This window comes from Fictibacillus enclensis, assembly GCF_001457035.1.
GTDB lineage: Bacteria > Bacillota > Bacilli > Bacillales > Fictibacillaceae > Fictibacillus_C > Fictibacillus_C enclensis.
This window is the reverse complement of the sequence record NZ_KQ758620.1, coordinates 213,013-234,861: the sequence shown is the minus strand read 5'-3', so window position 1 is coordinate 234,861 and position 21,849 is coordinate 213,013. Positions and strand designations below refer to the sequence as shown.

Genomic DNA, 21,849 nt, shown 5'->3' with positions numbered 1-21,849 from the left:
TTCGACACGAAATAGTTGCATATCACGTCATTTTCATAAAACCGTAATCCAAAAAGAGGCCGGACATGCCAGCCTCTTCAAAACTAATTTATGTACGATTCTCCGTCAGGTAGCTTTTAATGCCAGGCGGGGAGTAGGAGCTGAATTGATCGAGAAGATCCTTGGGTTCAGCCGATGAAAGCACCATTTTATGATGCTTCTCCTCCATGAAATTTTCACTGGCCATATGGTTAAACAGCGAAAGGAGCGGGTCATAATAGCCGTTGGTGTTAAGTAAACCGACCGGCTTTTGATGCAGTCCCAGTTGGGCCCATGTAAAAATCTCAAAAAATTCCTCAAGTGTTCCGGCCCCGCCTGGAAGAACCATAAAGCCATCGGCCAATTCGGACATTTTTGCCTTACGTTCATGCATGGAATCCACCACAACCAATTGGGTCAAGTTTTTGTGGGCAATTTCACGTTTTTTAAGAAATTCCGGCATGATGCCTGTGACCTTGCCGCCGTTCTTCATAACAGCGTCAGCGACCGCTCCCATCACGCCTGCACTTGATCCGCCATAAACGAGGCTAATGCCGCGTTCAGCGAGTTCTTTTCCTAGTCTTGCGGCTTCCTTTACGTATACTTCTGATTTGCCGCTCCTGGATCCACAAAATACAGCGATATGGTTCATATTGAAATTCCTCCTTTAGTTTTAACAGTTGCAGATCATCAGTACATTGCCGTCTTCATCTGTAAAATTGAAAAAGGCAACATCCCCGATGCGTTCCGTTTCTCTGACAATGGTAATATCGTTTTCTTTCATGAACTCGTAAGCTTCATCTACATCGGTTACCAAAAAATTAAACAGCGGGTGCTTTGAAGGGCTGAAAATAAAATCCGGGTCAAACGCGTGGTCATCCAGGGTTAAGCCTGTTTCGCCCGTAACCGGGAGATTGTATACCGGAGATTCGACGTGCTCCGGCGTTGGGAGCCCAAGCAGTCTGCTGTACCATTCTGCGGCTTTTTTTAAATCAGTAACGTGAATAAATACGTTATTTACTTTACATGAGACGGGGGACAGAACTCGATTCAATTTCAATCGCTCCTTTCACATGATTCTCCATTTATCTATTTGACAAGAGCACTGTAAATCCTTTATAGCAGGCGAGGTTCTATTCAACCATTCTTGTATTCACATATCCAAGCAGTATGATGAATCCAATGAGAACGATAGGCATTAAAACGGTGGCCTGCAGATTTTCAATAAAGGCACAGGCCACTAATACAAGACCGGTGATTAGGTCGTAGCCACCAATTTTGGCCAATTTGTCCTGATCCCTTACCCGTTTTTGGTTGAATCCGGATAAAAGCCACGTTTTGGCCCAGTTCCCAGTCAGAAGATTTGCCTCATTTATAGAAAAGATAAGTTCTTGGGCTTTACGGCCGAGGCGTTTATAGAAAAGGTTCAATCGCTTGGAAACAAAAAACAGTTGAACAGTTAATGTTCGTGTTTTATAATAGCAACTAGCGTCAACTAACTGGATATTTCAAAAATCCTCATCAATCCGATGAGGTAGAGGTCGCGGCTTTTATTAGTAGGACGTACGAGATGCAGAAAGACATCATAGACTCCGTGTGAAAGGAAAAGCTGCCGAAATTCATGTTTATCTCTGGAAATATGAATTGGGGCTGTTTTCGAAAAGGAACAGCACTGTCACGCTCACATTACCGGTGAGTGGGATGCGCTATCTTACGGAAGGCATGATGCGGGTAGAATAGAACTGCCGTCAAACTGCGTTTTGGCGGCTTTTTTTATTTCCCACTCCTTCCAAAATGAAAAGGAGTTTTTTTTATGCAAAACACAGCAAAGAATTCAACACCAGCGGCTTCAGGAGAACTACAGCGTAAACTGAAGTCCCGCCACTTAACGATGATCTCGCTGGGTGGAACCATCGGAACCGGCCTGTTTTTGGCGAGTGGAGGCTCAATCCATACGGCCGGACCCGGGGGCACGCTTTTATCCTTCGTAGTCATTGGCATCATGGTTTTCTTTTTGATGACAAGCCTGGCGGAAATGGCATCTTACATGCCAGTGGCAGGATCGTTCAGTACCTACGCCACAAAATTTGTGGATCCTTCCGTGGGATTTGCCCTGGGCTGGAATTATTGGTACAACTGGGCGATCACCATTGCGGCAGAGCTTGCAGCGGTTACGCTCATCATGAAGTTCTGGTTTCCTGATACGCCTTCCTATATTTGGAGTGCGTTGTTTTTAGCAATTATGTTCTTATTGAACTACTTATCCGTTAAAGGGTTTGGAGAGTCAGAATACTGGTTTTCACTTATTAAAGTGGTTACGGTTATTATCTTTTTAATTCTCGGTACGCTTATGATTTTTGGAATTCTCGGCGGAGAAGCCATTGGCTTTAAAAACTTTACTATTGGTGATGCCCCGTTCAATGGCGGATTCTTTACTACGCTCGGCGTCTTTATGGCAGCAGGTTTTTCCTTTCAGGGAACGGAGTTGCTTGGTGTGGCAGCAGGGGAGACTGAAGATCCGAAGAAGAACATTCCAAAAGCAGTCAAGAGTGTGTTCTGGCGCATTCTTTTGTTCTATATTCTTGCGATTCTAGTGATCAGCTTAATCATTCCTTATACGGACAGCAGGCTGGCAAGAAGTGAAATCACCGTGAGTCCGTTTACCCTGGTATTTGATAAAGCGGGAATCGCCTTTGCCGCATCTGTCATGAATGCGATCATTTTAACCGCTGTCCTTTCTGCAGGTAACTCTGGTATGTACGCATCGACCCGTATGCTGTGGGACCTGGCACGTGACGGAAAAGCTCCCAAGTTTCTGGCAAAGCTGGATTCTCGGGGTGTTCCTGTTCCTGCGCTGATCGTGACGGCTGCAGTTGGAGCAGTAGCATTTCTTGCTTCCTTATTTGGTGACGGAGCCATTTATACATGGCTGTTGAACGCCTCTGGGATGTCGGGCTTTATAGCCTGGCTTGGAATTGCGATCAGCCATTACCGCTTCCGAAAAGCCTATGTGGCACAAGGAAGGGATTTGCGTGATCTTCCGTACCGGGCAAAATGGTTCCCGATTGGCCCGATATTCGCCTTCCTGCTTTGTTTCGTCGTTATTCTCGGACAAAATTATTCCGCTTTTACCGGCGATACGATCGATTGGCAAGGTGCGCTCGTTTCCTATATTGGTATACCCGTTTTCTTGGCCGTATGGCTTGGTTATAAGTTCAAGCACAAAACAAAAGTTGTACCTCTTAAAGAATGCGATTTTGAATAAGATAACAACAGGAGCCTGATCGATCGGTTCCTGTTTTCTTATTAAAATAAAGGATATTTTTCATTTTTGAAGAATTAACATATTAACATTTACGTCAGGCGGAAGGGGATACAAAATTGAACAAAAGCCTTACGCAGTTCACTCAACAGGAATCCATGCAAGGTCAAGGCATTCATGTCTTTTATTATTCTGATAAAGTGGAGGATTATATTCAAAACGCAGTGTCCTACATTATGGCGGGTATTGAGCAGGGGGAGTACATACTGTTTCTGGAAAACGAACGCATTTTTCCAATGATTCAAAAGGAATTGGAAAAAACTTTAACACCAAAGCAGATAGAGAGCGTGCATTTCATTAATAACTTTGATTTTTACTTCTGGAATGGCAACTTTTATCCGGAAACAATTTTATCCAAGTTCTCTGATATTGTAACCCCTTTAATCGAAAAGGATAATTCTGTCCGGACATGGGGTCATGTGGAATGGGGCTCGCAGGAGGAGTTTGAAGAGACGCTTGAAAAATTTGAAATCGAAGTGGATCAAATGCTCAAAGATATAAAGGTCATTTCGGTATGTGCCTACAATGCCGAGCGTGTTTCAGATGATCTCAAGGACAAGCTGATGAGATACCATGATTATTTTATGACTGATGAGGATGTTCGGCTTGTAAAGCAGTAATTGAATAATGAATAACAAAGAGACACGATTAGTTTTAAACGTGTCTCTTTTTATTGGTCGTGATAAAACAGCATACCGAGTACCTGAGGATAATGGTAAACGGGGTTATGCATAAATCCACGCCGTTTCACATTGCCTTTTCGATCGGATTTAAACAGGTTTAGTTTGCCGTTATAAAAACAGATGTACCAGATTTTCACCATTTGATAAAATTCATAGTAGGCTCTGTCAGACAGGGACAGGTCCCTTGGAAAGCCGATTTCATACAGGCACTCCATGAAAAAGGCTTCAGCGATTTGATCGGTTTCTTCGGAGATTTTTCCCCGTTCAACGTGGTACCCTCGATTCTCCAGAAAGTGGCTGAATCCATTCAGTGTATTTCCACGGCACAGGAGAAGCTTTTCATCCTTTCGCACGTTTAATTTTTCCAAAAGAGACATGATGTGCTCTTCTTTGGATGTTCTGTCTGCCGTTTCCTGTGGAAGCGGGATATAAACGGCTGCATGCTCTCCTGTTTCCATCCGTCTTGCCGCAAATACTTCTCCCAGAATCGGACACCCGTTTCCGGCGTCATCAACTTCAATCATTAAAAACTCTCCCGTTGTCAGAATATCGTTGTTAGTTGGACTCAACCCCATTATACATAATCCGTTGATTAAAAAAATAAACCGGACTAAAAATACTTGAAAAAAATCCCAAAGTTAAGGGGTTAACCATGAAAAAACCCTCTTCTAGATAGTATAGTTAAATGGATCACATTTTAGAATGGAGGACATACCATGGAACCATTAAATGACAAGGTATCCTTCGTTATTCGGTGATTTGTCTCGAAAAGAAATTTTAAAATTTTGGATTAAAATGAAACTTTTTGTTATCCTTACCGTATATGATAGAGGACAAGTTTTTTAGACTATAAAATGGAAGAGGGAATATAGAACATGTTAAAAAAGATGATTGCGGCTACCTTGGTCATGACGTTTGTATTTATGCCTGTAAAAGACATTGTTTTTCATGATCATGCCCAGACTGTAAGTGCGAAAGGCTATCGCTCGGGGGTTAAATCGTTCAATTCGAACAAAGGAAGCGGAAATTCATTTTTCCAAAACAAAAGTACCCAAAACAAACAGCAAAACAGCATTTTCAGCAAAAATAAAAGCACAGCTGCAAAATCCCAAAAAGGCGGATTCTTAAAAGGCATGATGTTCGGTGGTATTGCGGGTATGCTGTTTGGCGGATTGCTTGGTAATATGGGCGGACTTGGTTCGTTGCTTGGCCTCTTTATTAACGTGATCGCCATTCTGGTCATTATTTCTCTGATTACTCGTATCTTCTCAAACATAAAAAACAGCCGCCGCAAGCGTGAGGAGTATGATCGATGGAAACGATAATGCTCTCAGAGCAGGACATTATCAACGCCCTTTGTCTGCATCTTGCCAATAAAAAGGAAGTAGCTCCAGAAGACGTTGAGGTAGAACTGCTCTTTGATGATGATTATGGGTTTTCGGCTGAAGCTTACGTTGGAGGCAGAAAACAAGTGCTGATCGAAGCGAACATTATTGAAGCACTTCGTTTTTATCTGGATACACAGATGAATATTGATCCGATTTCCGCTGGTCTGGAATTAGTGCTGGACGACGAGGAAGGCATTGTTGCCAACGTCAGGGCCCGATAAATAAAACCACCACCCCTATGAAGGGTTGGTGGTTTTTGTTTGTTTCAGGAAGGAATCGGGCATCACGACTGCCGTCACTTCTCCTTTTACACAAAGAGTCTCACCGGCAAATACCTCAGTATGTACTTTCCACTTTTTCGGATGAACTTCTTCAAGTGTCCCCACAGCTTTTAAAGGTGTGCCATGAGGGGTAGGTTTCATAAAGTCCACATTCAGCGAGGCTGTCACAAACCGCGGCGGTTCATGGCCATCACCAGGTTCATGCCCATTTTTCCGGTGCAATCCAAGCGAGGCAGATCCTGTTCCATGGCAATCAATTAATGAAGCAATCAGTCCTCCATAGACAAACCCGGGAACAGCGGTATGTTCCGGCTGTGGTGTATAGATCGTCTCGGTCTTATCCCCATGCCATCTTGTTTTCAATTGATGGCCCTTATCATTTAGTTTTCCGCATCCATAACACCACGAATAATCATCGGGATACACATCCTGTACGGCCGTTTTTTCTGTCATCTGTGGTCACTCACTTTCTGTCAATTAGTCAGTATCCCTTTCCACAAAAGCGATTGAAAACCTTTATGTATTTATAAAAATAACAGAAGTAGATGTGGAATAACTTGCAGCCTCTGTCACAGTGGAATAGAACAGAACCCGTCTGGAATGAATTTCAGGCGGGTTTTTGGTTTATTGGTCATTTTCCAGCATTTCGATCAAAGATTTTGCCCTCGAATAAACGATCTCTTTTAGACGCATTGGCGATACAATTCTGATTTGGTTGCCAAATCCCAAACTATATTGAGCAGCTTCTTCTTCGGTATCAAAGCAAAACGAAGCGGGAATCCATCCATTTGGAAGTGAATCCTCCAGGTGGATTTGTTGCACAAAGCGCCCGGTAAACTTGATCCGGGAGAGGATCGAGGGAGAAAGCTCTGCTTCCACCTCGTAGGTAGGCAGGGACTGAATGAATTGCTGTGATGATTGTTCCCAAAATGTGGCGAGTCTAAAGTCTGCCGGCCGTTCAAACGTTTCATCAGTGAATTGGGCAGACAAGATTCTGGACGCACGGTAGGTTCGAATATCCCCGCCGACACCTGCGATGAAATACCATGTGCTGCTTTTGGCAACCAAACCGAGAGGAGAAACTATCCGTTCCCGCTGTTCACCATCGACCCGTTCATACTGGATGAGAAGCCTTTTGTCCTGCCAAAGCGATTCTTGCAGAATGGTAAAGGCGGTAACCTTCTCGGGTGATTGCCTCCATGAATTTGTATCGATATGGATCCGGTCCCAGACATCCTGGGCTTGTCCATGAAAAGAGGCAGGAAGCGAAGCCAGCAGTTTCTCTCGGGCCGCATGCCAGTCTTCACTAATTCCAAGGTCCTTCATCAGGTGGAGAGAAGGCAGGAGAAATAACGTTTTGATTTCTTCTGCTTTTAACCCTGTCAAATTGGTCTTGTAAGATTCAAGCAGCCGCCATCCGCCGGAGGTTCCTCGATCGGCGATCACCGGAAAGCCGGCAGAACTCAGGGCATCCATGTCACGGGAGATCGTCCGCGGATTGACTTCAAGTTCATTTGCCAGTTCCTTTGTGGTCATTTTCGCCCTGTTTTGCAGCAATAAGAGTATGGAAATCAGCCGGTCAGCGCGCATTATTTACCCTCTCTTCATTCATAATAAATATGACAAAGGATGTCATTATTCATTAGTATACTCGGATGGAACAAAAAATAGTGAAAGGGGAAAAACTAATGGATCAAAAAAGAAAAGTTGTGCTCTATATTGCGACGAGCCTCGATGGATTTATTGCGGGGAAAGATGATGATCTCAGCTGGCTTTCCAGTGTGGAACAGCCGGGAGAGGACTATGGCTATGCGGAATTTGTAAAAAACGTGGATACGGTCATTATGGGAAGGAAGACATATGATGTCGTGCTTTCCTTTGGAATCGAATTTTCTCACAAGGATAGAAAATGCTATGTCCTGTCCCGGTCAAAAAGTGGAAGTGATGGCCAGGTAGATTTCTACAATGGGGATGTTCGGGAACTCATTGATCAACTGAAGAAAGAGGAAGGGAAAAATATCTTTATTGATGGCGGCGCTGAAGCGGTCAAGGTATTGAGAGAACATGATCTCATTGATGAATATGTGATCTCCATTATTCCGGTTTTCCTTGGGAGCGGTATTCGTTTGTTTCAGGAAATGGACCACGGAAAAAATCTGACATTGGAATCGTGCGAAACCTTTGAATCGGGATTAGTTCAGTTAAGATATACGTAAATAGTTAATGGGGTTTATGAAACCATACAGTGGGTAAATCATAGCTATAATGGAAAAAGGAGGATAAACAGGGGATCATTTGAAAGCTCTTATCTTAAAGTTTGTCATGGTTGAAGTGATGGTTTATATTGTTCTTGGAGCCGCCATGAAAGTTTCAATTGGAGACACACAGTCCCAACCTTTAATCAATCCGCCCTCTGCTATAGCAGCCGGGGGTTTTTCTATGTACAGTAACAGATAGGAGCAGCCAGATGAATGAAAAGGATTATGATCAATTGCTGAATATCACCACAAAAGGTGAGCAAAAGGTGTATAGTGTCACTTCCCATTATCACCGATACGAGCCTACCCCTTATGAAGCGCTGGAAGGTTTATTTCGTGAATACCGATTAGAGCAGGGTGACCGGGTGGTGGACTTTGGCTGCGGAAAGGGAAGAATCAGTTTTTACATCAACCATTTCTATCAGAATGCGGTGACTGGTGTAGAGGTGAATGAGGAATTTTATAAGGATGCGATGAATAACCTGGATGCTTATTTGAAAAAACACCAAAAGAGCAGAGATCGTATCCATTTTTATTGTGCTCTGGCGCAAGAATATCCCATTCACCCGGAGGATAACCGCTTCTACTTTTTTAACCCGTTTACGATGCCAATCTTCATGAAGGTCATCAACAATATTTTGCTGTCCGTGGAACACTTTCCGCGTGAGGTGGAACTGATCTTATATTATGCGACAGAAGAGTATACCTATTTTTTGGACGACCAGACAGCCTTTGAATTGAAAGAGGAAGTAAGACTGCCGGGGCTTTATGACAGCAATCCGTACGAGAAGTTTTTAATCTACGTTTTAAAATAAAACAGGACCTGTCCCGGTGGACACGTCCTGTTTTTTCTTTTATTTGGCAAGACGCTCCATGGGGTCTGGAGCCTGAATCTGGGTAATGGCTTCGTATTCTCCGGGGCTCAATACGCTTTGGTCGTTTTTCATTAAATAGGCATAAGCGAACATGGAAATAAAAAGGCCGAATGTCCAGGCGTTATCCCACAGGAATCGAAGACCCGGCACGAGAAGTCCGAGAACGGGCACGGCTACTCCGATAATAAGCGCATATACACCATTTTTATTAAATCCAGAGGAATAATTGTACCTTCCGGCTGGTTCATACAGTTCTTTCAGGGCCATTTTTCTCCGGCGGACGAGCCAATAGTCGGCAATGGCAATCCCATCAATGGGGCCGAGGAGGGCCGCATATGTACCCAGCCAGCCAAAAATGTAATTTCCGAAATTGGACATGATGAACCACGGCTGCATGAGAATGGCGAACACTCCGGTTATCAGTGCACCAATGCCAAAGGTAATGCGCTTCGGATACAAGTTCTCAATGGCACGGGCTGGCGCAACTATGTTTGCGCCAACATTGATGGTTAGAGAAGCCATGGCGATGATAATGGTTCCTAAAAAGATGATGAACGGCGGGAACTTGGCAAGCAATTGAACAGGATCCCAAATGGCTGTACCAAAAATGACAACAGTTGCTGAAGTAACGGCGATGCCGATGAAGGAGAAAATGCTCATGGTGAGGGGAAGAGAGAAGCTTTGGGCGATCATTTGTGATTTCTGGTTTTTTGCATAGCGGCAAAAGTCCGGAATATTTAAGGCCAGTGTAGCCCAGAAGGCGATGACTCCGGTCAGTGTCGGGAAGAATACTTTAAGGAACTCACCGGTTGTTGTGAACTTGGATGGTGTGGACAAAATAGGCCCCCAACCGGCGTTGGTAAATGCCCAGATCATAAGAATTAAAGCTGATAACCCGACCACGGGCGCTGCAATTAAGCTGAGAACCTTAATCGCCTGAGGTCCTTTATAGGCTACACCCACGTTTAAAGCCCAAAATAAAGCAAAGATAATAGCTGTGTGCCCGGTCAGGTTTTTCCAGGCAGGGAAGGAAGCGGATAACAGAACATCAATAGCAGTCGTACCAATCCACGTGTTGATGCCAAACCAGCCAGCGGCAACAACGGCACGGGCCATGGAAGGAATATGAGCCCCTTTTGACCCGAACCATAACCTGGCGAACACAGGATAAGGAATGCCGAATTTTGTGCCGGCATGAGAGTTTAATAGAATCGGAATAAGAACAATCACGTTTCCAAGAAAAATGGTTCCAATCGCCTGCCACCAATTCATACCGAGCGAAATCATTCCGCTGGCCATGGTGTAGGCGGGAATACAAAGGCACATCCCAATCCACAGCGTGGCAAAGTTCAAGCCGGTCCAGGTATGTTCTTTTTCGGTTGTGGGGCGGAGGTCATCATTCCATAATTCACTGTCACTTACACTCTTGGTTGCTTCATCAGTCAGGGTTACAATACCATTTTGCTCAATTTGAGTTTTCATAGCGTACCTCCCTTTTTATGGCAAACCAAATCAACTGCATAAAACCTTCGTTTAAAAAAAGCAGCGTGCAGTCCTGAATCTCCCCTTTCCGCAAATAGTTCCAAACTTCGTTAAAATTTCGCCATATGTACAATAAAAACCTTCTTAAGTAAAATGAAAGAAGGGAAGAAAATCTACCAACCGGTCATGGGGAGGATTTATTCAGTGGAAGATATCTTTATGAAAGCTTATAAACAGGCAGACTATCATGTGAACGGCCACGGGCCAAGAAACCTTCAAGTGCTGAAGGATGCCATAGAGGATTTGAATGGCGAACTGGAAAGCGATATGTATGGCAGGGGAAAAGTAATTGAAGAATTTGAGGAAAAGATGGCCGGCGTGTTGGGGAAGGAAGCAGCGGTGTTTTTTCCAAGCGGGACGATGGCCCAGCAGATTGCACTTAGGATTTGGTGTGATGAAAAAGAGTTGAAGACGGTAGCTTATCATCCGTTATGCCACATTGAGATCCATGAAGAAGACGGGCTTAAGGAATTGCATCACATCATGCCAATTTTGCTGGCAGACGTGCACAGGGTGATCACTCTGGATGATGTGATGAATATAAAAGAAGAGGTTGCCTGTATATTGCTTGAGCTGCCGCAGCGTGAAATCGGCGGTCAGTTGCCGGACTACCATACTCTGGAGGAAATCTCGGCGTATTGCAGGGAAAAGGGCATCTTGTTGCATCTTGATGGAGCCCGGCTGTTTGAAGTGCTTCCCTATTATAAAAAATCAGCACAAGAAGTTTGCGCTTTGTTTGATTCCGTATATATCTCGGTATATAAAGGGATCGGCGGAATTGCCGGGGCGGTTTTGGCGGGAAGCAGGGAGTTTACCGAGAAATCAAAGGTATGGAAACGCCGGCACGGGGGGGACTTAATTAGTCTTTATCCTTACATTTTGAGTGCGGATTATTACTTTGATCAGCATATACATAAGATGAACCAATATTATGAAGAAGCAAAAGAACTCGCTGAATTTTACAACCATTGTTCTGGAATCACCACTCTTCCGAAGGTGCCGGTTTCTAATATGTTTCATGTCCATATTGAGGCCCGTAAGGAAGATATGGAAGCCATACTTGCACCGCTTTATGAGGAAACCGGGATCGGACTTACCGGGCATGTCAGAGAAAATGGAGAAAACGGCAGTAGCTTTGAAGTGAGTCTGGGGGATTTGTACAGCAGAGTGCCCAAGAACAGGCTGAAAGAAGCTTTTGCCAAACTGGACGAAAAAATGCAATCAAGATAAGCATAAAAAAACGGCACTCAATGCGAGTGTCGTTTCTTTGTGTTCCGCTATTCACGGTGCTCAAAGGTTTTACAAGCTGTCTCCGCTACGTTGTCCGCCTCTTCTCCGTGCATTCCGATAACATAAATAGAGTCTGCAACACACTGGTCGCCTTCTGCCCAATACTTACAGTTTTCCACATTGCATAGAACTTCAAGTTTCATGATTGCTTCCTCCTTTAATGGTTTTGTAACTCAATACCCTTATATTCGGTGAGCTAATCATAGATAGAAGGTAATCACTTACAAAAAGAGAAGGTGAAAGGGTAAGAGAATTATAGGACGGAAGGATCATGTTGAATGGAAGTGATGACTGGGTTCTTCAGATAAACTAATTTATCAAATTACCCCTGTTGACTGTGTTTGGTAATCCATCCTCTTGTCAAACCAGTATCTGGATTTTCTAATCAAGAAAATGGAAAGAACGGCAATCACGAATAACATACCTTCTGGAATCCAAACACTCCATTCCAAACCTTTAGATAGGACTGCCACAAAGTCTACAGCAGCATGAATAAGTATTGCATACAAGAGGTAAAGGGGTTTTTTTGATTTTACCGCATAAAGGACAATTATCGATAGGGCGATTTGTAATACGAATGCAGCAATACGTTCAAATCCACCCAGTAGAAACATGTAGGACGAGGTATTAACCAACTGGTCTTTTATTCCCATAAGAACATTGGGATCTTGCCCGGCCGCACCTGCTAGTTTTTCAAATCCGCCTGAATTGATTAAATTGGCCATAAGAATGTTTTGGAAGGCGGCAAAGGCTCCGATTAAGATGGCTTCAATACCGCCATGGCCAATGCCGTATGCAATGCCATCTTTCCATTCGCGGTACTTTTTCAGTAAAAAGTAGAACCCGATATATCGGCCGAATTCCTCGAAAATCCCAGCCGCTAAACCTCCATAGGAAGCATATAGGTAAGAGTTTTTCATCAGTTCAGCTGTTTGGGTATTTGTATTTAATACATAGACATGTAAAATTTTTTCTAGAACCTGGCTGAATAGAATAAAGATCAATATTCCGATCAAGACAGGCTTCCATGGAGCTTTCTTTCTTCTAAAATAAATAAGGGTGATGACCGGAACGACGATAGAAACAATTATCGCAAGTATCATAAATATAATGGATGTTTGGCTGACCATCAAAAACCCTCCCGCATTATTTTATATGGCAAGAACTGTCACACTTATTAATGGGTACTATTGAACGGTTATCAGCAATATACTGATATATTTTTTGCCCAAGGCCGAGCGAAGAGGACAGTTTTAAAAGAGGCCAAAGCGGAAAAAGCACAGGTATTCTCATTGCAATGGCTGTAATGGCATCAATTCCTGACACTTGTTTACCTGTTGATTTTATAACCGCATACATTTTTTTCTCTAATTCTTCAAGAGGAACAGTGATCTTATTCTCAATTCCACTTTCACGGATTCCTTGCATTTGAATAAGATTGCACCAATCCAGACGATTGATTCTTTGTTTAATATACGTGCACATAGGGCACCAATTATCATAAAAAACGATGAGTTTTAAGTTTAAAGTCATGTTATTCCACCATTTTTTCATTGACATATATAATCATGAGCACGCCATATGCGATACTTACGCCAGGCAATATTTTTGCTTGATGAGGATAGTCAATAAATGCACTGAGCAAAATAAGAAGCCCTAAGGGCAAAAACAAATAAAAGCCTGTGATTTTAGCAAGTTTTTCCTTATTTCTCACTCTTTTTTCATTAAAACCCGACAGAATCCAGGTTTGCTTTTTGACCCCTACAAGGAAAGCCACTACGAAAAAAATCAAGCTGATAATCAATAAATTAATGTTCATTTTTTCCTCCCAAATAGTAATAAATTAGCTATCGAACTAATTTTTTTTGAACATAAAAGAAGAAGCCAATCGATAAAAGAGCGATGAACGTTGCAAAGATAATGTTTTTATTGGGAACACTCACAAATTCCCCAATCAAAAATAACAATCCTAAAACGAAAAGATATACACTTCCTGATTGACTTACCTTTTCTCTGTTTTTAATGCCGCTAGGTTTTTTTCTGACCACGGCAAATCCCCAAATGGCTTTTTTAATAAGAACAAGGTAAGCATAGATAAACAACATAAGTGCAACCAGTAGTTCCTGGTGATTGGGAAAAATAAAAATCCCCAGTGCTCCTACCAGAAGAGGGGGGAGCATCATGGAATTATTTTTAAAACGGTTAGCAGGAGGGGATGGTGTACTATTAATAAAATCCTCTGCCAGCTCATTCATTGATACAAATTCTTCGCGGATTTTGTGTTCAATATCCTTCTCTGATAAACCTTGGCTGCTTAAATCTTTGGCATAGGAATAGAGATGGTCTTTTATTTCAGCTACATAGTTTTCACGGTGAACAGTTTGAATCTCAGTTAAATGAACATTTAATTCATCAATGAATGTTTCAATGGTTTCTTCAACCTTATTCATCAGTCGCACCCTCTCCCAAAAGTGTAAGTGCATCGTATATTTCTTTATACTTTGCCATGCGCTCCGTTAAAAGTAATCTCCCTTCCTCCGTGATCTGATAATACTTTCTTCTTGGTCCTTCCATTGAGTCCACCCAGTAAAATTCAATCCAATTTTTTTCTGTCATTCGTTTTAAGATGGGATAAATGGCTCCCTCAGATATGAAAAATATAGGTGATTTTTTTAAAGCTGATGAAATCTCATAGCCATACATGGATCTACTGGAAACAAGTGAAAGAATTGCTAATTCAAACGTTCCTTTTCTTAACTGGATGATCCACTTATCCATATTTTTACTTGTCATACTTTAACTATATATGATTCATAGGTATGTATCAATGATACTTAGGTAGGAAAAAAGAAATTATTGTAGGTAAAACCGATTATTTCCAAAAATGAAAAAGGTGCAAAGAGTGGATGAAGCTCTTTACACCTGTTCTCAATCCTATGATTAGTTGACTTCTTCCAGCAGTGAACGGATTGCCATCTCTCTGTTTGTATCGTCTTTCTTGGCAATTGGAGTGATATCAATCGCAAAGAGAACCAATACGATACCCGCTGCTGCAGCGGCTGCATAATAATAGTAGTAGTACCATTCAACGGAAACCGAGGCAGCGGCACCTACTACACCATCACTTTTTGCCATCTTTTTTTGCTGTTCAGTTATGTCGGCCTCGATGATCTTACCGCCATCTTTTAGCAGTTTGTCCACTTTTGCCGGGTTTTTGGAGTAGACGGCTTTTTGCAGTTTGTTAAAGTAGGATGGATCCTCTTTTTTAATTTCTTTCATGATTTTGTTGGCGAATTTCTTGGACTCCTTAGAGTTTAGCTTCTCAACGGTTGATTTATTAAATACTTCATCCATCTTTTGACCTAAATCCCCTTGTGCAAATACAAAACCTTTGAAAAGTTCTTCACCCGAGTACTTTAGGTTTTGTGCCTGAACAGTCTTGCCTGATCCCTGAGAGAATGCGACCCCAAAAACCAAGGCCAATGTGAGCAAAGATAAAACGATTTTCTTCAAACTACTTCCTCCTCCAACTTTTTAAATTTGGTCTTGCTATTTCCAGCAAATAATTTGCCAAAAACCGAGTCAATAGGTACCAAATACAGGATTAATATACCGGTCATGATCATGGAGAAACTGATAAGACCTAGCATAAGCGCGAATATTTCGTGCATGGATACAGCAATGATAAAAATGGTTTTCCACTTTCTTCTTGGTGCAAAGAGAGAACAGAAAATAACAATCTGCACCAGGAGGGTGCCCCAAGTGGGAATAACGACCAAAGGACTTCCAAGCATTCCGTGGGTGATCTGGTCAAAAAAAGTATTAAATCCTACTGTCTTTTCTCGAGAGTAATAATAAACAGCAGTTCCATCTATCCATTCGGAATTTTTAAGCTTTGCAATCGTTGAATGGAAATAAATAACTGCAACTTGCAAGCGGATAAAAAAGTAAGATACATAAGCAATAATTTTTGAATGAATTCCTGGGTTGAATCGATTTTCGTTGATGCTCCAATGCCATTTCCTTGGATCGGTGAGGGTAATGGGAAGCAGCAGAAATGAAATGACGGCTGCCGCTTGTTCACCGCCATCGATTACGACCATGGAGGCTTGCATACTGTATGCCACATACCAATGAAGAATTCCGGTAATACGCGGTCTCCAGCCAATGGCGACTATAAAAAGAAGAATGATGCATATCCATCGAATGACATTGAGAGAATCATAATCGTTTTGTGCAAAGCAGAATGCACTATATCCTGTTTCACATATTGGAAAGTCATTGGAAGCAGAAGAAGGTTTAAAGAGAATTTCAGGTTTATTGACGAGTAACGTAAGCATACTGGAAAGAGCTATAATGCTCCGAGCCAGCCCATAGACATTTGTCCATGGAGTGGAAGTTTTCCAAGAGGCAATAAGATGTTCTACTTTTTGAAACATTTGACATCCGCCCTTACGATTTCTTTTATTTCCGTTCCGGAATCACTGTATTTAAAATAGCTCCATGGAACAATCTCTTCTTTTGTAAAGAAGTATTCACCACACAACAGCGGGCTTGGGGCCTTATTGTTTAAGGTGATTTTTTTTGCCAGACTTTCACAGTCCTCCAGGCTGTTATTCTTGCATTTCTTCCAGTCTTTTTTTGAGATTTGCATGGAAAGTGCCCCCATCTCAACACCTTGTGACCTTCCTTTTCGATAGAGACCCAATGCGTTTTCCATCCGCATGGTGGGAAAGAGGACATCAAGGCTCTCGGCATTAGCAGTATGCATTCCCAACAAGGAATCTCTTGGACTCTTACTGAAGAATCCCCATCCTTGCGGAAGAATAGAGGCAAACATGATTTTTGTATCCTTACTAATGGGAAGGGGAGTTGTTCCTAAACCGGATAAAATAGAGGAAGTGAAAAGGCTTCCCCATACCGCAGAAAATAAAATGAAAATGATTGCCGTTTTTTTAATCACTCGATCCCTCCGTAATGAAATATTTATTACATAAAAAATACCATTATATTGAATATTTTGGTATTGAAAAAATTAGGTCCCTTTATGCTGACTCAGTTGTGCTTTCGACAATTTTTTTTATCAACCCATCAAGGCAAAAAAAAAGACCTATTGGTCTTTTTAGCATCATTCTAGAGATTAAATATCAGGAAATTCTTCATCAAAAAGTGGTGGTTCCAACGTAGTAAGATCAAGGTTGATCGCAAATGTTATAAGCATAAACGAAAAATACAATAAACTAATCCATTTGTTCATTTTTTTATTCGCTCCTTTAGTTGTATTCAATTTTTAATTCATAGGCTTTACTATAATAATCGCTAGCCTTTTTATATCTTTTATTACAATAGTAGCTGTGAGCTAAGAGTTCATAGTATCTTCCAATATTAAAGACATCGTTTTTATATTGAAAGAAAGGGACGGCCTTTTCCTCGAGAAATTGTAAATAGCCAGGTTCATTTTGCTTTTCTTCAAGTTGAAATTCAAGTGTTTTTAACAGGTAATAGGTATCGTCGTTTTTGGATGGCGATAACTGCAGACCTTTTTTTAGCCATTTGCGGCTTTCATCTATTTTCGCGCATGTGTATAGTTCTCTTGCTAATAAATAAATGGTATGCCTTCTCTCTCTTAATTTGGTGCACTCTTGCAGGGACTTTAAGAAGTAAAGAATTGCCTCTTCTGAATTCTTTTGTCTTTGATAGACACACCCAAGATTATGGTAGATCTTGCTCAAAAGGTGGCGGGAATTTTGTAGGCTATTCACACCGTTTAAGGCTTTTTCAAAATATGACTTAGCTGTTTCGTGTTCGTTGATCCGGTTATAGTTGATACCCAATAAGATATAACAGTCAACCATTTTGTAAATCAACATGTGTTGATTAAATGATGCCAATGCTTTTTCAGTGTTAACAATAGATAAGGTCATCCTTCCAAGTTTTCCATAGATCAAGCCAAGCTGATAATAAAATTCGGGTTCCCGTACCGTCTCTTTTGCTCTGAAAAAATCGTTTAGTGCCTGTTGGATGTTCCCGTTCAAATATTCGTAAAGTCCGTTAAAGTAATAATAATAGGCTGATAATTCATTGGAGAGACAGCTGACGTAATGTTTAACTCTGGTTAGGTGATATTTTGCATCATTATACAATTGAGATAACAGGAAGTGCCGGCTGCTGACAAGATGGAAAGAGGCTAAAATATCAATATCCTCAATACCTGTAACCTGGTCTTTGATCGTTTGGTAATACCTTTTCGATAATGAAAGATCTCGGAGTTTTATGGCTTCGTACCACATTTTCAACTCTTGTTTGAAGGTTAAAGCAGAAGAGGACTGAACAAACATTGAATATTCAATACCCAAGCGACTACACCATAATTGAAGAATCTGTTCGGAAGGTTCAATGATGTTGTTTTCTACTTTACTTAAATACGTTATGGAACATATACCATCTGTGAGCTCTCTTTGAGTAAGCTGTTTGATTTCTCTAAAATATTTAATCTTTTCTCCCCTGATTTCTCCCACCTCCTTTTCATAACTGTAATAGGTTAATTATGGATATTAAACCACTTATTAACTACATTACCACAAAAATCTTTCCGATTTTACAAAAAATGATTAAAAAACAAGCTTTTAAGGGGAAGGAATTTGAAAGGATCGTAATTTGGGTGCGATAACTCCCTCCTTAATGGGGTATATTCACTAGTAACTGAACATGCTGCTGGGAGGATGCGTATGAAATGGCAAGGTAGAAGACAAAGCACAAATGTGGAGGACAGGCGTGGAATGGGGGGAAAAACTCTGGTTGGCGGCGGATTAGGCGGGATCGTTCTTGTGCTCGTCGTCATGCTGCTTGGCGGAAACCCGAGCGATGTGCTGAACAGCTTGAGCACGACAAGTACAGATAACTCTTCTGTCCCCTATGAAGAATCTGATCAGGAAAAGGAATTGGCTTCGTTTGTGTCAGTGGTTCTTGCGGATACGGAAGATGTCTGGAAAAAAGAGTTTGAGGAAGAGGGGAAGGAGTATAAAAATCCAAAACTGGTTTTGTATAACGGCACCGTTCAATCGGCATGCGGAAATGCGGGTTCATCCGTTGGCCCGTTCTACTGTCCAGGAGATCAAAAGCTTTACATTGATTTGAGTTTTTATCAGGAGCTAAAAAACGAGTTTCATGCACCGGGGGATTTTGCCATGGCATATGTAATTGCCCATGAAGTGGGGCACCATGTGCAAAATCTATTGGGAACGATGGATCAGGGCTCACGGCAGAACTTGAGCAAAACCCAAGCGAATGCCCAATCGGTGCGTGTCGAGCTTCAGGCTGATTATTATGCAGGAGTATGGGCACATGAGGCACAAGGCATGGACCTCCTCGAAAAAGGAGATGTAGAAGAAGCGATCAGGGCGGCCAGTGCAGTAGGGGATGATACTCTGCAAAAAAAGGCCCAGGGCTATGTGGTGCCGGAAAGCTTTACCCACGGAACCTCAGAGCAGCGGATGCGCTGGTTTAACAAAGGATTGAAGAACGGCACCATCGAAGGCGGCGATACCTTTCATGCCAAGAACTTATGATAACAACAAAAGACCACCCGGAACACCGGGCGGTCTTTTGTTAAGCTCCTTTTTTGGCAAGGGAGGCTTCTTTTTGATTTTTGTTAAATAAGAACTCTTTTACCGGGTTGGCGTTGCTCTTTGCTTTCTTCACAAAAAGCGGATTAAGCACAACAACCGCGAGGAAATTCGCAGCGAGTCCCCAGAATCCTTCGTAGATGCCATAGGAATTGCCAGTGCCGTAGACCGTAAATGTTGTGGCCAGTCCAACAAGCAAACCAATGATTGTCGCTTCTCTTGTTTGGTTTTTCCAGAAAAGGCTGATGACAATCGCCGGGAAGATTTGCACCATGCCGGAAACACCGAGCAGTTGCAGGGAAACCAGGGCACTTGGGAAGACCAGGCCGAATAAAAGGGCCAGTCCGATAACAACAAATACCATACCCCTTGTAATCATGGTAAGACGGGAAGGTTTAACCTTGGGGTTAATCCAATCACGGTAAATGTTATTGGCAAACAGGTTGGATGCCCCGATGGCCATGATGGAACATGGAATCAAGGAAGCCAGGGCAATGGTTGCATACGCCAGCCCCTGTGCGACACCGCCATAAGAAGACTGGATCAGCGTCAACAGGGCAAAGCGAGGATCCGTCCCCTTCGGAAGTACAAGAAAAGCGATGAATCCAAGGAAAATAACAAGAATAAGAACGATATTATAAAGCGGCAGGAACATCGCATTTTTGCGGATTGAATCTGCACTTTTTGCTGTGAAAACGCCGGTTGCCGCGTGTGCCCACATAAACAGGGCTAACGCAGAGACGAGTGATGCGGTGATGAACCAGGGAATACCCTTTGGCCCGTCGGTTGGTATGGTTAACAGCTGCGGTGCATCCTTAACAAGACGGTCCATCATCGGAGTCCAGCCTCCAAAGTGAATCATTGGAAGAGACACGACCATAAACAGCATGATGGCCCAAACGAGAACATCTTTTATAATTGCTGTGTATGTTGGTCCTTTAATACCGCTGAAAAAGGTATAAAGCGCCACGAGCAGGAAGGAAGTGACCACCACGACCTTTACATTGATAAAGCCGGTTCCTGCAACTTGCAGCGTATCCTGGATACCGCTGAGCTGCAAACAGATATATGGAATCAGCATGAGTACGCCAACAATGGCAATAAGAATGGACAGGAGCTTGCTGTCAAATCGCTCTCTTGCATAATCAGCCAATGTTGTTAATTTATGATGATTAGCCACCTTCCAAAGCTTTGGAAGAAAAAAGTAAGAGATAAAAAAGGCGAGTACAGAATACGGAATCGCAAAAAAAGCGAGGCTTCCTCCTGTATAGGCTGTACTGGTAAGACCCAGGAAGGTGTAGGCGGTATACAGATCCGCACCTACAAGAAACCAGACGAGCAGGCCGCCGAAGCGTCTTCCGCCAACCGACCACTCTTCTACAGAGCTGCGGACTTTTTTATCACGGCCGGAAAGGAAGCCGATGAGGACTACGGTTAAAATGATAAAAATGGTGATAGACAGTGCTGTTAAATTGCCTTGCATGTTACTCCAAGCCTCCCTTTGATTTCTGAAGTTGATAGATGCCATAGGTGCATAAAGGGGTTAAAACGATCCACAAAAATAACCAGAAGTGGAAAAATGGCAACCCAAAAACGATGGGGCCAATCTTGTTGACAAAAGGCAATAAAGCCAGCTGCGCAACGAAAGGAAGCAGAACCAGTATAGTTAATATCCCTTTTTTCATGATGACGAGACTCCTTCTACGGTGAATTCAATGTTCATTATCATACCAGCAAAAAACTGGCAGTACAAGGGTAATTGAGTAAATTGTTAAAATATTTCGTATTGAGCGAAAATGATAAGGCTTACATTGGTGGAGGAGGAAAATAATGCTCGGGGAGTACATCATTTATATCTGGAGTCTCTGGGTGGAACCACCGCATTTTATTATACTTGAATCAAACCTTGAATGGATAATGAGGTGGGTGGTTTTGTTGGATTGGATGACAAGGTTGTTTGAAGAATGGGGAGTTTGGGGCATTCTGTTTTCCCAACTGCTTGAGGGAAGTTCTTTTCCATTTGTCGGTTCTGCCTTTATAGTGACAGCTGGCATTCTAATGGATTTAAGCTGGTTGGATGTGGTATGGGTTTCACTGGGCGGGAGCCTTTTTTACACAGTCGGAAGCTATATTCCCTATTCCATTGGGCTAAAACTTGGAGAGTCCGCTGAAAGAAAAATAAGTTCTGATAAGCGTGCCAAACTGGACAAAACAAAGAAAGCCATACGAAAGTACGGAAATTGGTGTGTAGCTGTCCTAAGTCCTCTGCCGATCGGCAATGTGGTTCCCTTTTTTGCGGGAATGTCCAAGATGAACATCTGGAAGTATTCACTGCTGACCGTCATGGGTACGTTTCCTGCTACTCTTCTTTTTTTAGGAATCGGGTATTTTTATTCAGGTGAAAAGGGCAGGGCGATGGACGTGATCCTGCTGTTACAGGCCATCTTTTTTATCGCTTTTACGGTTACCACTCTCCTTATTACGGTGATGAAGTTCGTTGGGAAACGCAAACCAAATCAACAAAAAAACTTCTGAGTTTCGATAAGCGAAAAACAGAAGTTTCTCAT

The 21,849-nt window shown here is 42.4% G+C and carries 28 protein-coding genes and 1 riboswitch; of the genes, 9 read left to right on the top strand and 19 right to left on the bottom strand.

Annotated features, from left to right (window positions below):
• Positions 1-88 precede the first annotated feature (88 nt).
• The 3 genes from AS030_RS19220 to AS030_RS24920 all read right to left on the bottom strand — a co-directional run bounded on the left by AS030_RS19220 (position 89) and on the right by AS030_RS24920 (position 1,448).
• Positions 89-670 (bottom strand): LOG family protein, encoded by a 582-nt coding sequence (locus tag AS030_RS19220; RefSeq protein ID WP_061974700.1) that lies wholly within the window; start codon positions 668-670, stop codon positions 89-91.
• 21 nt (positions 671-691) lie between these two features.
• Positions 692-1,072: a VOC family protein gene (locus AS030_RS19215; protein ID WP_061974698.1), complete on the bottom strand. Its 381-nt coding sequence runs from the start codon at positions 1,070-1,072 to the stop codon at positions 692-694.
• A gap of 79 nt (positions 1,073-1,151) precedes the next feature.
• Positions 1,152-1,448 (bottom strand): DUF3784 domain-containing protein, encoded by a 297-nt coding sequence (locus tag AS030_RS24920; RefSeq protein WP_061974696.1) that lies wholly within the window; start codon positions 1,446-1,448, stop codon positions 1,152-1,154.
• Between the two features lie 97 nt (positions 1,449-1,545).
• Positions 1,546-1,735: riboswitch (Lysine riboswitch) on the top strand.
• Between the two features lie 96 nt (positions 1,736-1,831).
• Between AS030_RS24920 and AS030_RS19205 the strand changes: the two genes are divergently transcribed.
• Positions 1,832-3,283, top strand: coding sequence for an amino acid permease (locus AS030_RS19205; protein WP_061974694.1), 1,452 nt, complete (start codon positions 1,832-1,834; stop codon positions 3,281-3,283).
• A gap of 116 nt (positions 3,284-3,399) precedes the next feature.
• Positions 3,400-3,960: an MEDS domain-containing protein gene (locus AS030_RS19200; RefSeq protein WP_082635901.1), complete on the top strand. Its 561-nt coding sequence runs from the start codon at positions 3,400-3,402 to the stop codon at positions 3,958-3,960.
• Positions 3,961-4,010: 50 nt separating this feature from the next.
• Here the strand turns inward: AS030_RS19200 and AS030_RS19195 are convergent, their stop codons facing one another.
• A complete protein-coding gene (locus AS030_RS19195) occupies positions 4,011-4,547 on the bottom strand; it encodes a hypothetical protein (protein ID WP_061974692.1) in 537 nt (178 codons plus the stop codon).
• A 351-nt stretch (positions 4,548-4,898) separates the two neighbouring features.
• Here AS030_RS19195 and AS030_RS19190 point away from each other — a divergent pair, with 351 nt between their 5' ends.
• On the top strand, positions 4,899-5,348 hold the full coding sequence (locus tag AS030_RS19190; RefSeq protein WP_061974689.1) for a hypothetical protein: 450 nt from the start codon (positions 4,899-4,901) through the stop codon (positions 5,346-5,348).
• Entirely contained in the window at positions 5,336-5,632 is a 297-nt protein-coding gene (locus AS030_RS19185; RefSeq protein ID WP_061974687.1) for a YxcD family protein, read from the top strand. The genes AS030_RS19190 and AS030_RS19185 overlap by 13 nt, the downstream gene beginning before the upstream one ends.
• Before the next feature lie 15 nt (positions 5,633-5,647).
• Here the strand turns inward: AS030_RS19185 and AS030_RS19180 are convergent, their stop codons facing one another.
• Both AS030_RS19180 and AS030_RS19175 read right to left on the bottom strand, forming a co-directional pair.
• Positions 5,648-6,145, bottom strand: a complete 498-nt coding sequence (locus AS030_RS19180; RefSeq protein WP_061974685.1) for a PaaI family thioesterase — start codon at positions 6,143-6,145, stop codon at positions 5,648-5,650.
• 171 nt (positions 6,146-6,316) lie between these two features.
• On the bottom strand, positions 6,317-7,282 hold the full coding sequence (locus AS030_RS19175; RefSeq protein WP_061974682.1) for a helix-turn-helix transcriptional regulator: 966 nt from the start codon (positions 7,280-7,282) through the stop codon (positions 6,317-6,319).
• A 98-nt stretch (positions 7,283-7,380) separates the two neighbouring features.
• Between AS030_RS19175 and AS030_RS19170 the strand changes: the two genes are divergently transcribed.
• Complete coding sequence (locus AS030_RS19170; protein ID WP_061974681.1) at positions 7,381-7,908, top strand: dihydrofolate reductase family protein; 528 nt, start codon at positions 7,381-7,383, stop codon at positions 7,906-7,908.
• Positions 7,909-8,159: 251 nt separating this feature from the next.
• Positions 8,160-8,765 carry a class I SAM-dependent methyltransferase gene (locus AS030_RS19165; protein WP_061974679.1) on the top strand — a complete coding sequence of 202 codons (606 nt, stop codon included), beginning with the start codon at positions 8,160-8,162 and terminating at the stop codon, positions 8,763-8,765.
• Between the two features lie 39 nt (positions 8,766-8,804).
• Here AS030_RS19165 and AS030_RS19160 read toward each other — a convergent pair whose 3' ends face one another.
• Positions 8,805-10,307, bottom strand: coding sequence for an NCS1 family nucleobase:cation symporter-1 (locus AS030_RS19160; RefSeq protein ID WP_061974677.1), 1,503 nt, complete (start codon positions 10,305-10,307; stop codon positions 8,805-8,807).
• Positions 10,308-10,493: 186 nt separating this feature from the next.
• Between AS030_RS19160 and AS030_RS19155 the strand changes: the two genes are divergently transcribed.
• Positions 10,494-11,597, top strand: a complete 1,104-nt coding sequence (locus tag AS030_RS19155; RefSeq protein ID WP_061974675.1) for a threonine aldolase family protein — start codon at positions 10,494-10,496, stop codon at positions 11,595-11,597.
• A 47-nt stretch (positions 11,598-11,644) separates the two neighbouring features.
• On the opposite strand, the gene AS030_RS23195 is transcribed toward AS030_RS19155, so the two are convergent.
• The 10 genes from AS030_RS23195 to AS030_RS19110 form a co-directional block, all read right to left on the bottom strand.
• Entirely contained in the window at positions 11,645-11,800 is a 156-nt protein-coding gene (locus AS030_RS23195; protein WP_074440614.1) for a DUF1540 domain-containing protein, read from the bottom strand.
• Positions 11,801-11,974: 174 nt separating this feature from the next.
• Positions 11,975-12,787, bottom strand: a complete 813-nt coding sequence (locus tag AS030_RS19150; protein ID WP_061974673.1) for a YhfC family intramembrane metalloprotease — start codon at positions 12,785-12,787, stop codon at positions 11,975-11,977.
• A 16-nt stretch (positions 12,788-12,803) separates the two neighbouring features.
• Positions 12,804-13,190, bottom strand: a complete 387-nt coding sequence (locus AS030_RS19145) for a DCC1-like thiol-disulfide oxidoreductase family protein (RefSeq protein ID WP_061974671.1) — start codon at positions 13,188-13,190, stop codon at positions 12,804-12,806.
• A gap of 1 nt (position 13,191) precedes the next feature.
• Positions 13,192-13,476: a DUF3784 domain-containing protein gene (locus AS030_RS19140; RefSeq protein ID WP_061974669.1), complete on the bottom strand. Its 285-nt coding sequence runs from the start codon at positions 13,474-13,476 to the stop codon at positions 13,192-13,194.
• Positions 13,477-13,504: 28 nt separating this feature from the next.
• Positions 13,505-14,107 (bottom strand): DUF3784 domain-containing protein, encoded by a 603-nt coding sequence (locus AS030_RS19135; protein WP_061974667.1) that lies wholly within the window; start codon positions 14,105-14,107, stop codon positions 13,505-13,507.
• The gene (locus tag AS030_RS19130) at positions 14,100-14,435 is read right to left on the bottom strand and encodes a PadR family transcriptional regulator (protein WP_420889662.1); all 336 of its coding nucleotides are present in this window, start codon (positions 14,433-14,435) and stop codon (positions 14,100-14,102) included. The genes AS030_RS19135 and AS030_RS19130 overlap by 8 nt, the downstream gene beginning before the upstream one ends.
• A 162-nt stretch (positions 14,436-14,597) precedes the next feature.
• On the bottom strand, positions 14,598-15,170 hold the full coding sequence (locus tag AS030_RS19125; protein ID WP_061974663.1) for a sporulation delaying protein family toxin: 573 nt from the start codon (positions 15,168-15,170) through the stop codon (positions 14,598-14,600).
• The gene (locus tag AS030_RS19120) at positions 15,167-16,096 is read right to left on the bottom strand and encodes a sporulation-delaying protein SdpB family protein (protein ID WP_074440613.1); all 930 of its coding nucleotides are present in this window, start codon (positions 16,094-16,096) and stop codon (positions 15,167-15,169) included. The genes AS030_RS19125 and AS030_RS19120 overlap by 4 nt, the downstream gene beginning before the upstream one ends.
• The gene (locus AS030_RS19115) at positions 16,081-16,620 is read right to left on the bottom strand and encodes an SdpA family antimicrobial peptide system protein (protein ID WP_240482416.1); all 540 of its coding nucleotides are present in this window, start codon (positions 16,618-16,620) and stop codon (positions 16,081-16,083) included. The genes AS030_RS19120 and AS030_RS19115 overlap by 16 nt, the downstream gene beginning before the upstream one ends.
• 310 nt (positions 16,621-16,930) lie before the next feature.
• Positions 16,931-18,175, bottom strand: coding sequence for a helix-turn-helix domain-containing protein (locus tag AS030_RS19110; protein ID WP_074440612.1), 1,245 nt, complete (start codon positions 18,173-18,175; stop codon positions 16,931-16,933).
• Positions 18,176-18,385: 210 nt separating this feature from the next.
• Here AS030_RS19110 and ypfJ point away from each other — a divergent pair, with 210 nt between their 5' ends.
• A complete protein-coding gene (gene ypfJ, locus AS030_RS19105) occupies positions 18,386-19,225 on the top strand; it encodes a KPN_02809 family neutral zinc metallopeptidase (RefSeq protein ID WP_061974659.1) in 840 nt (279 codons plus the stop codon).
• Between the two features lie 40 nt (positions 19,226-19,265).
• Here ypfJ and AS030_RS19100 read toward each other — a convergent pair whose 3' ends face one another.
• Entirely contained in the window at positions 19,266-20,765 is a 1,500-nt protein-coding gene (locus AS030_RS19100; protein ID WP_061974657.1) for a sodium:solute symporter family protein, read from the bottom strand.
• A gap of 1 nt (position 20,766) precedes the next feature.
• Complete coding sequence (locus AS030_RS19095; protein ID WP_420889661.1) at positions 20,767-20,967, bottom strand: DUF3311 domain-containing protein; 201 nt, start codon at positions 20,965-20,967, stop codon at positions 20,767-20,769.
• Between the two features lie 145 nt (positions 20,968-21,112).
• Here AS030_RS19095 and AS030_RS19090 point away from each other — a divergent pair, with 145 nt between their 5' ends.
• Entirely contained in the window at positions 21,113-21,817 is a 705-nt protein-coding gene (locus tag AS030_RS19090; protein ID WP_061974653.1) for a DedA family protein, read from the top strand.
• Positions 21,818-21,849: the final 32 nt, after the last annotated feature.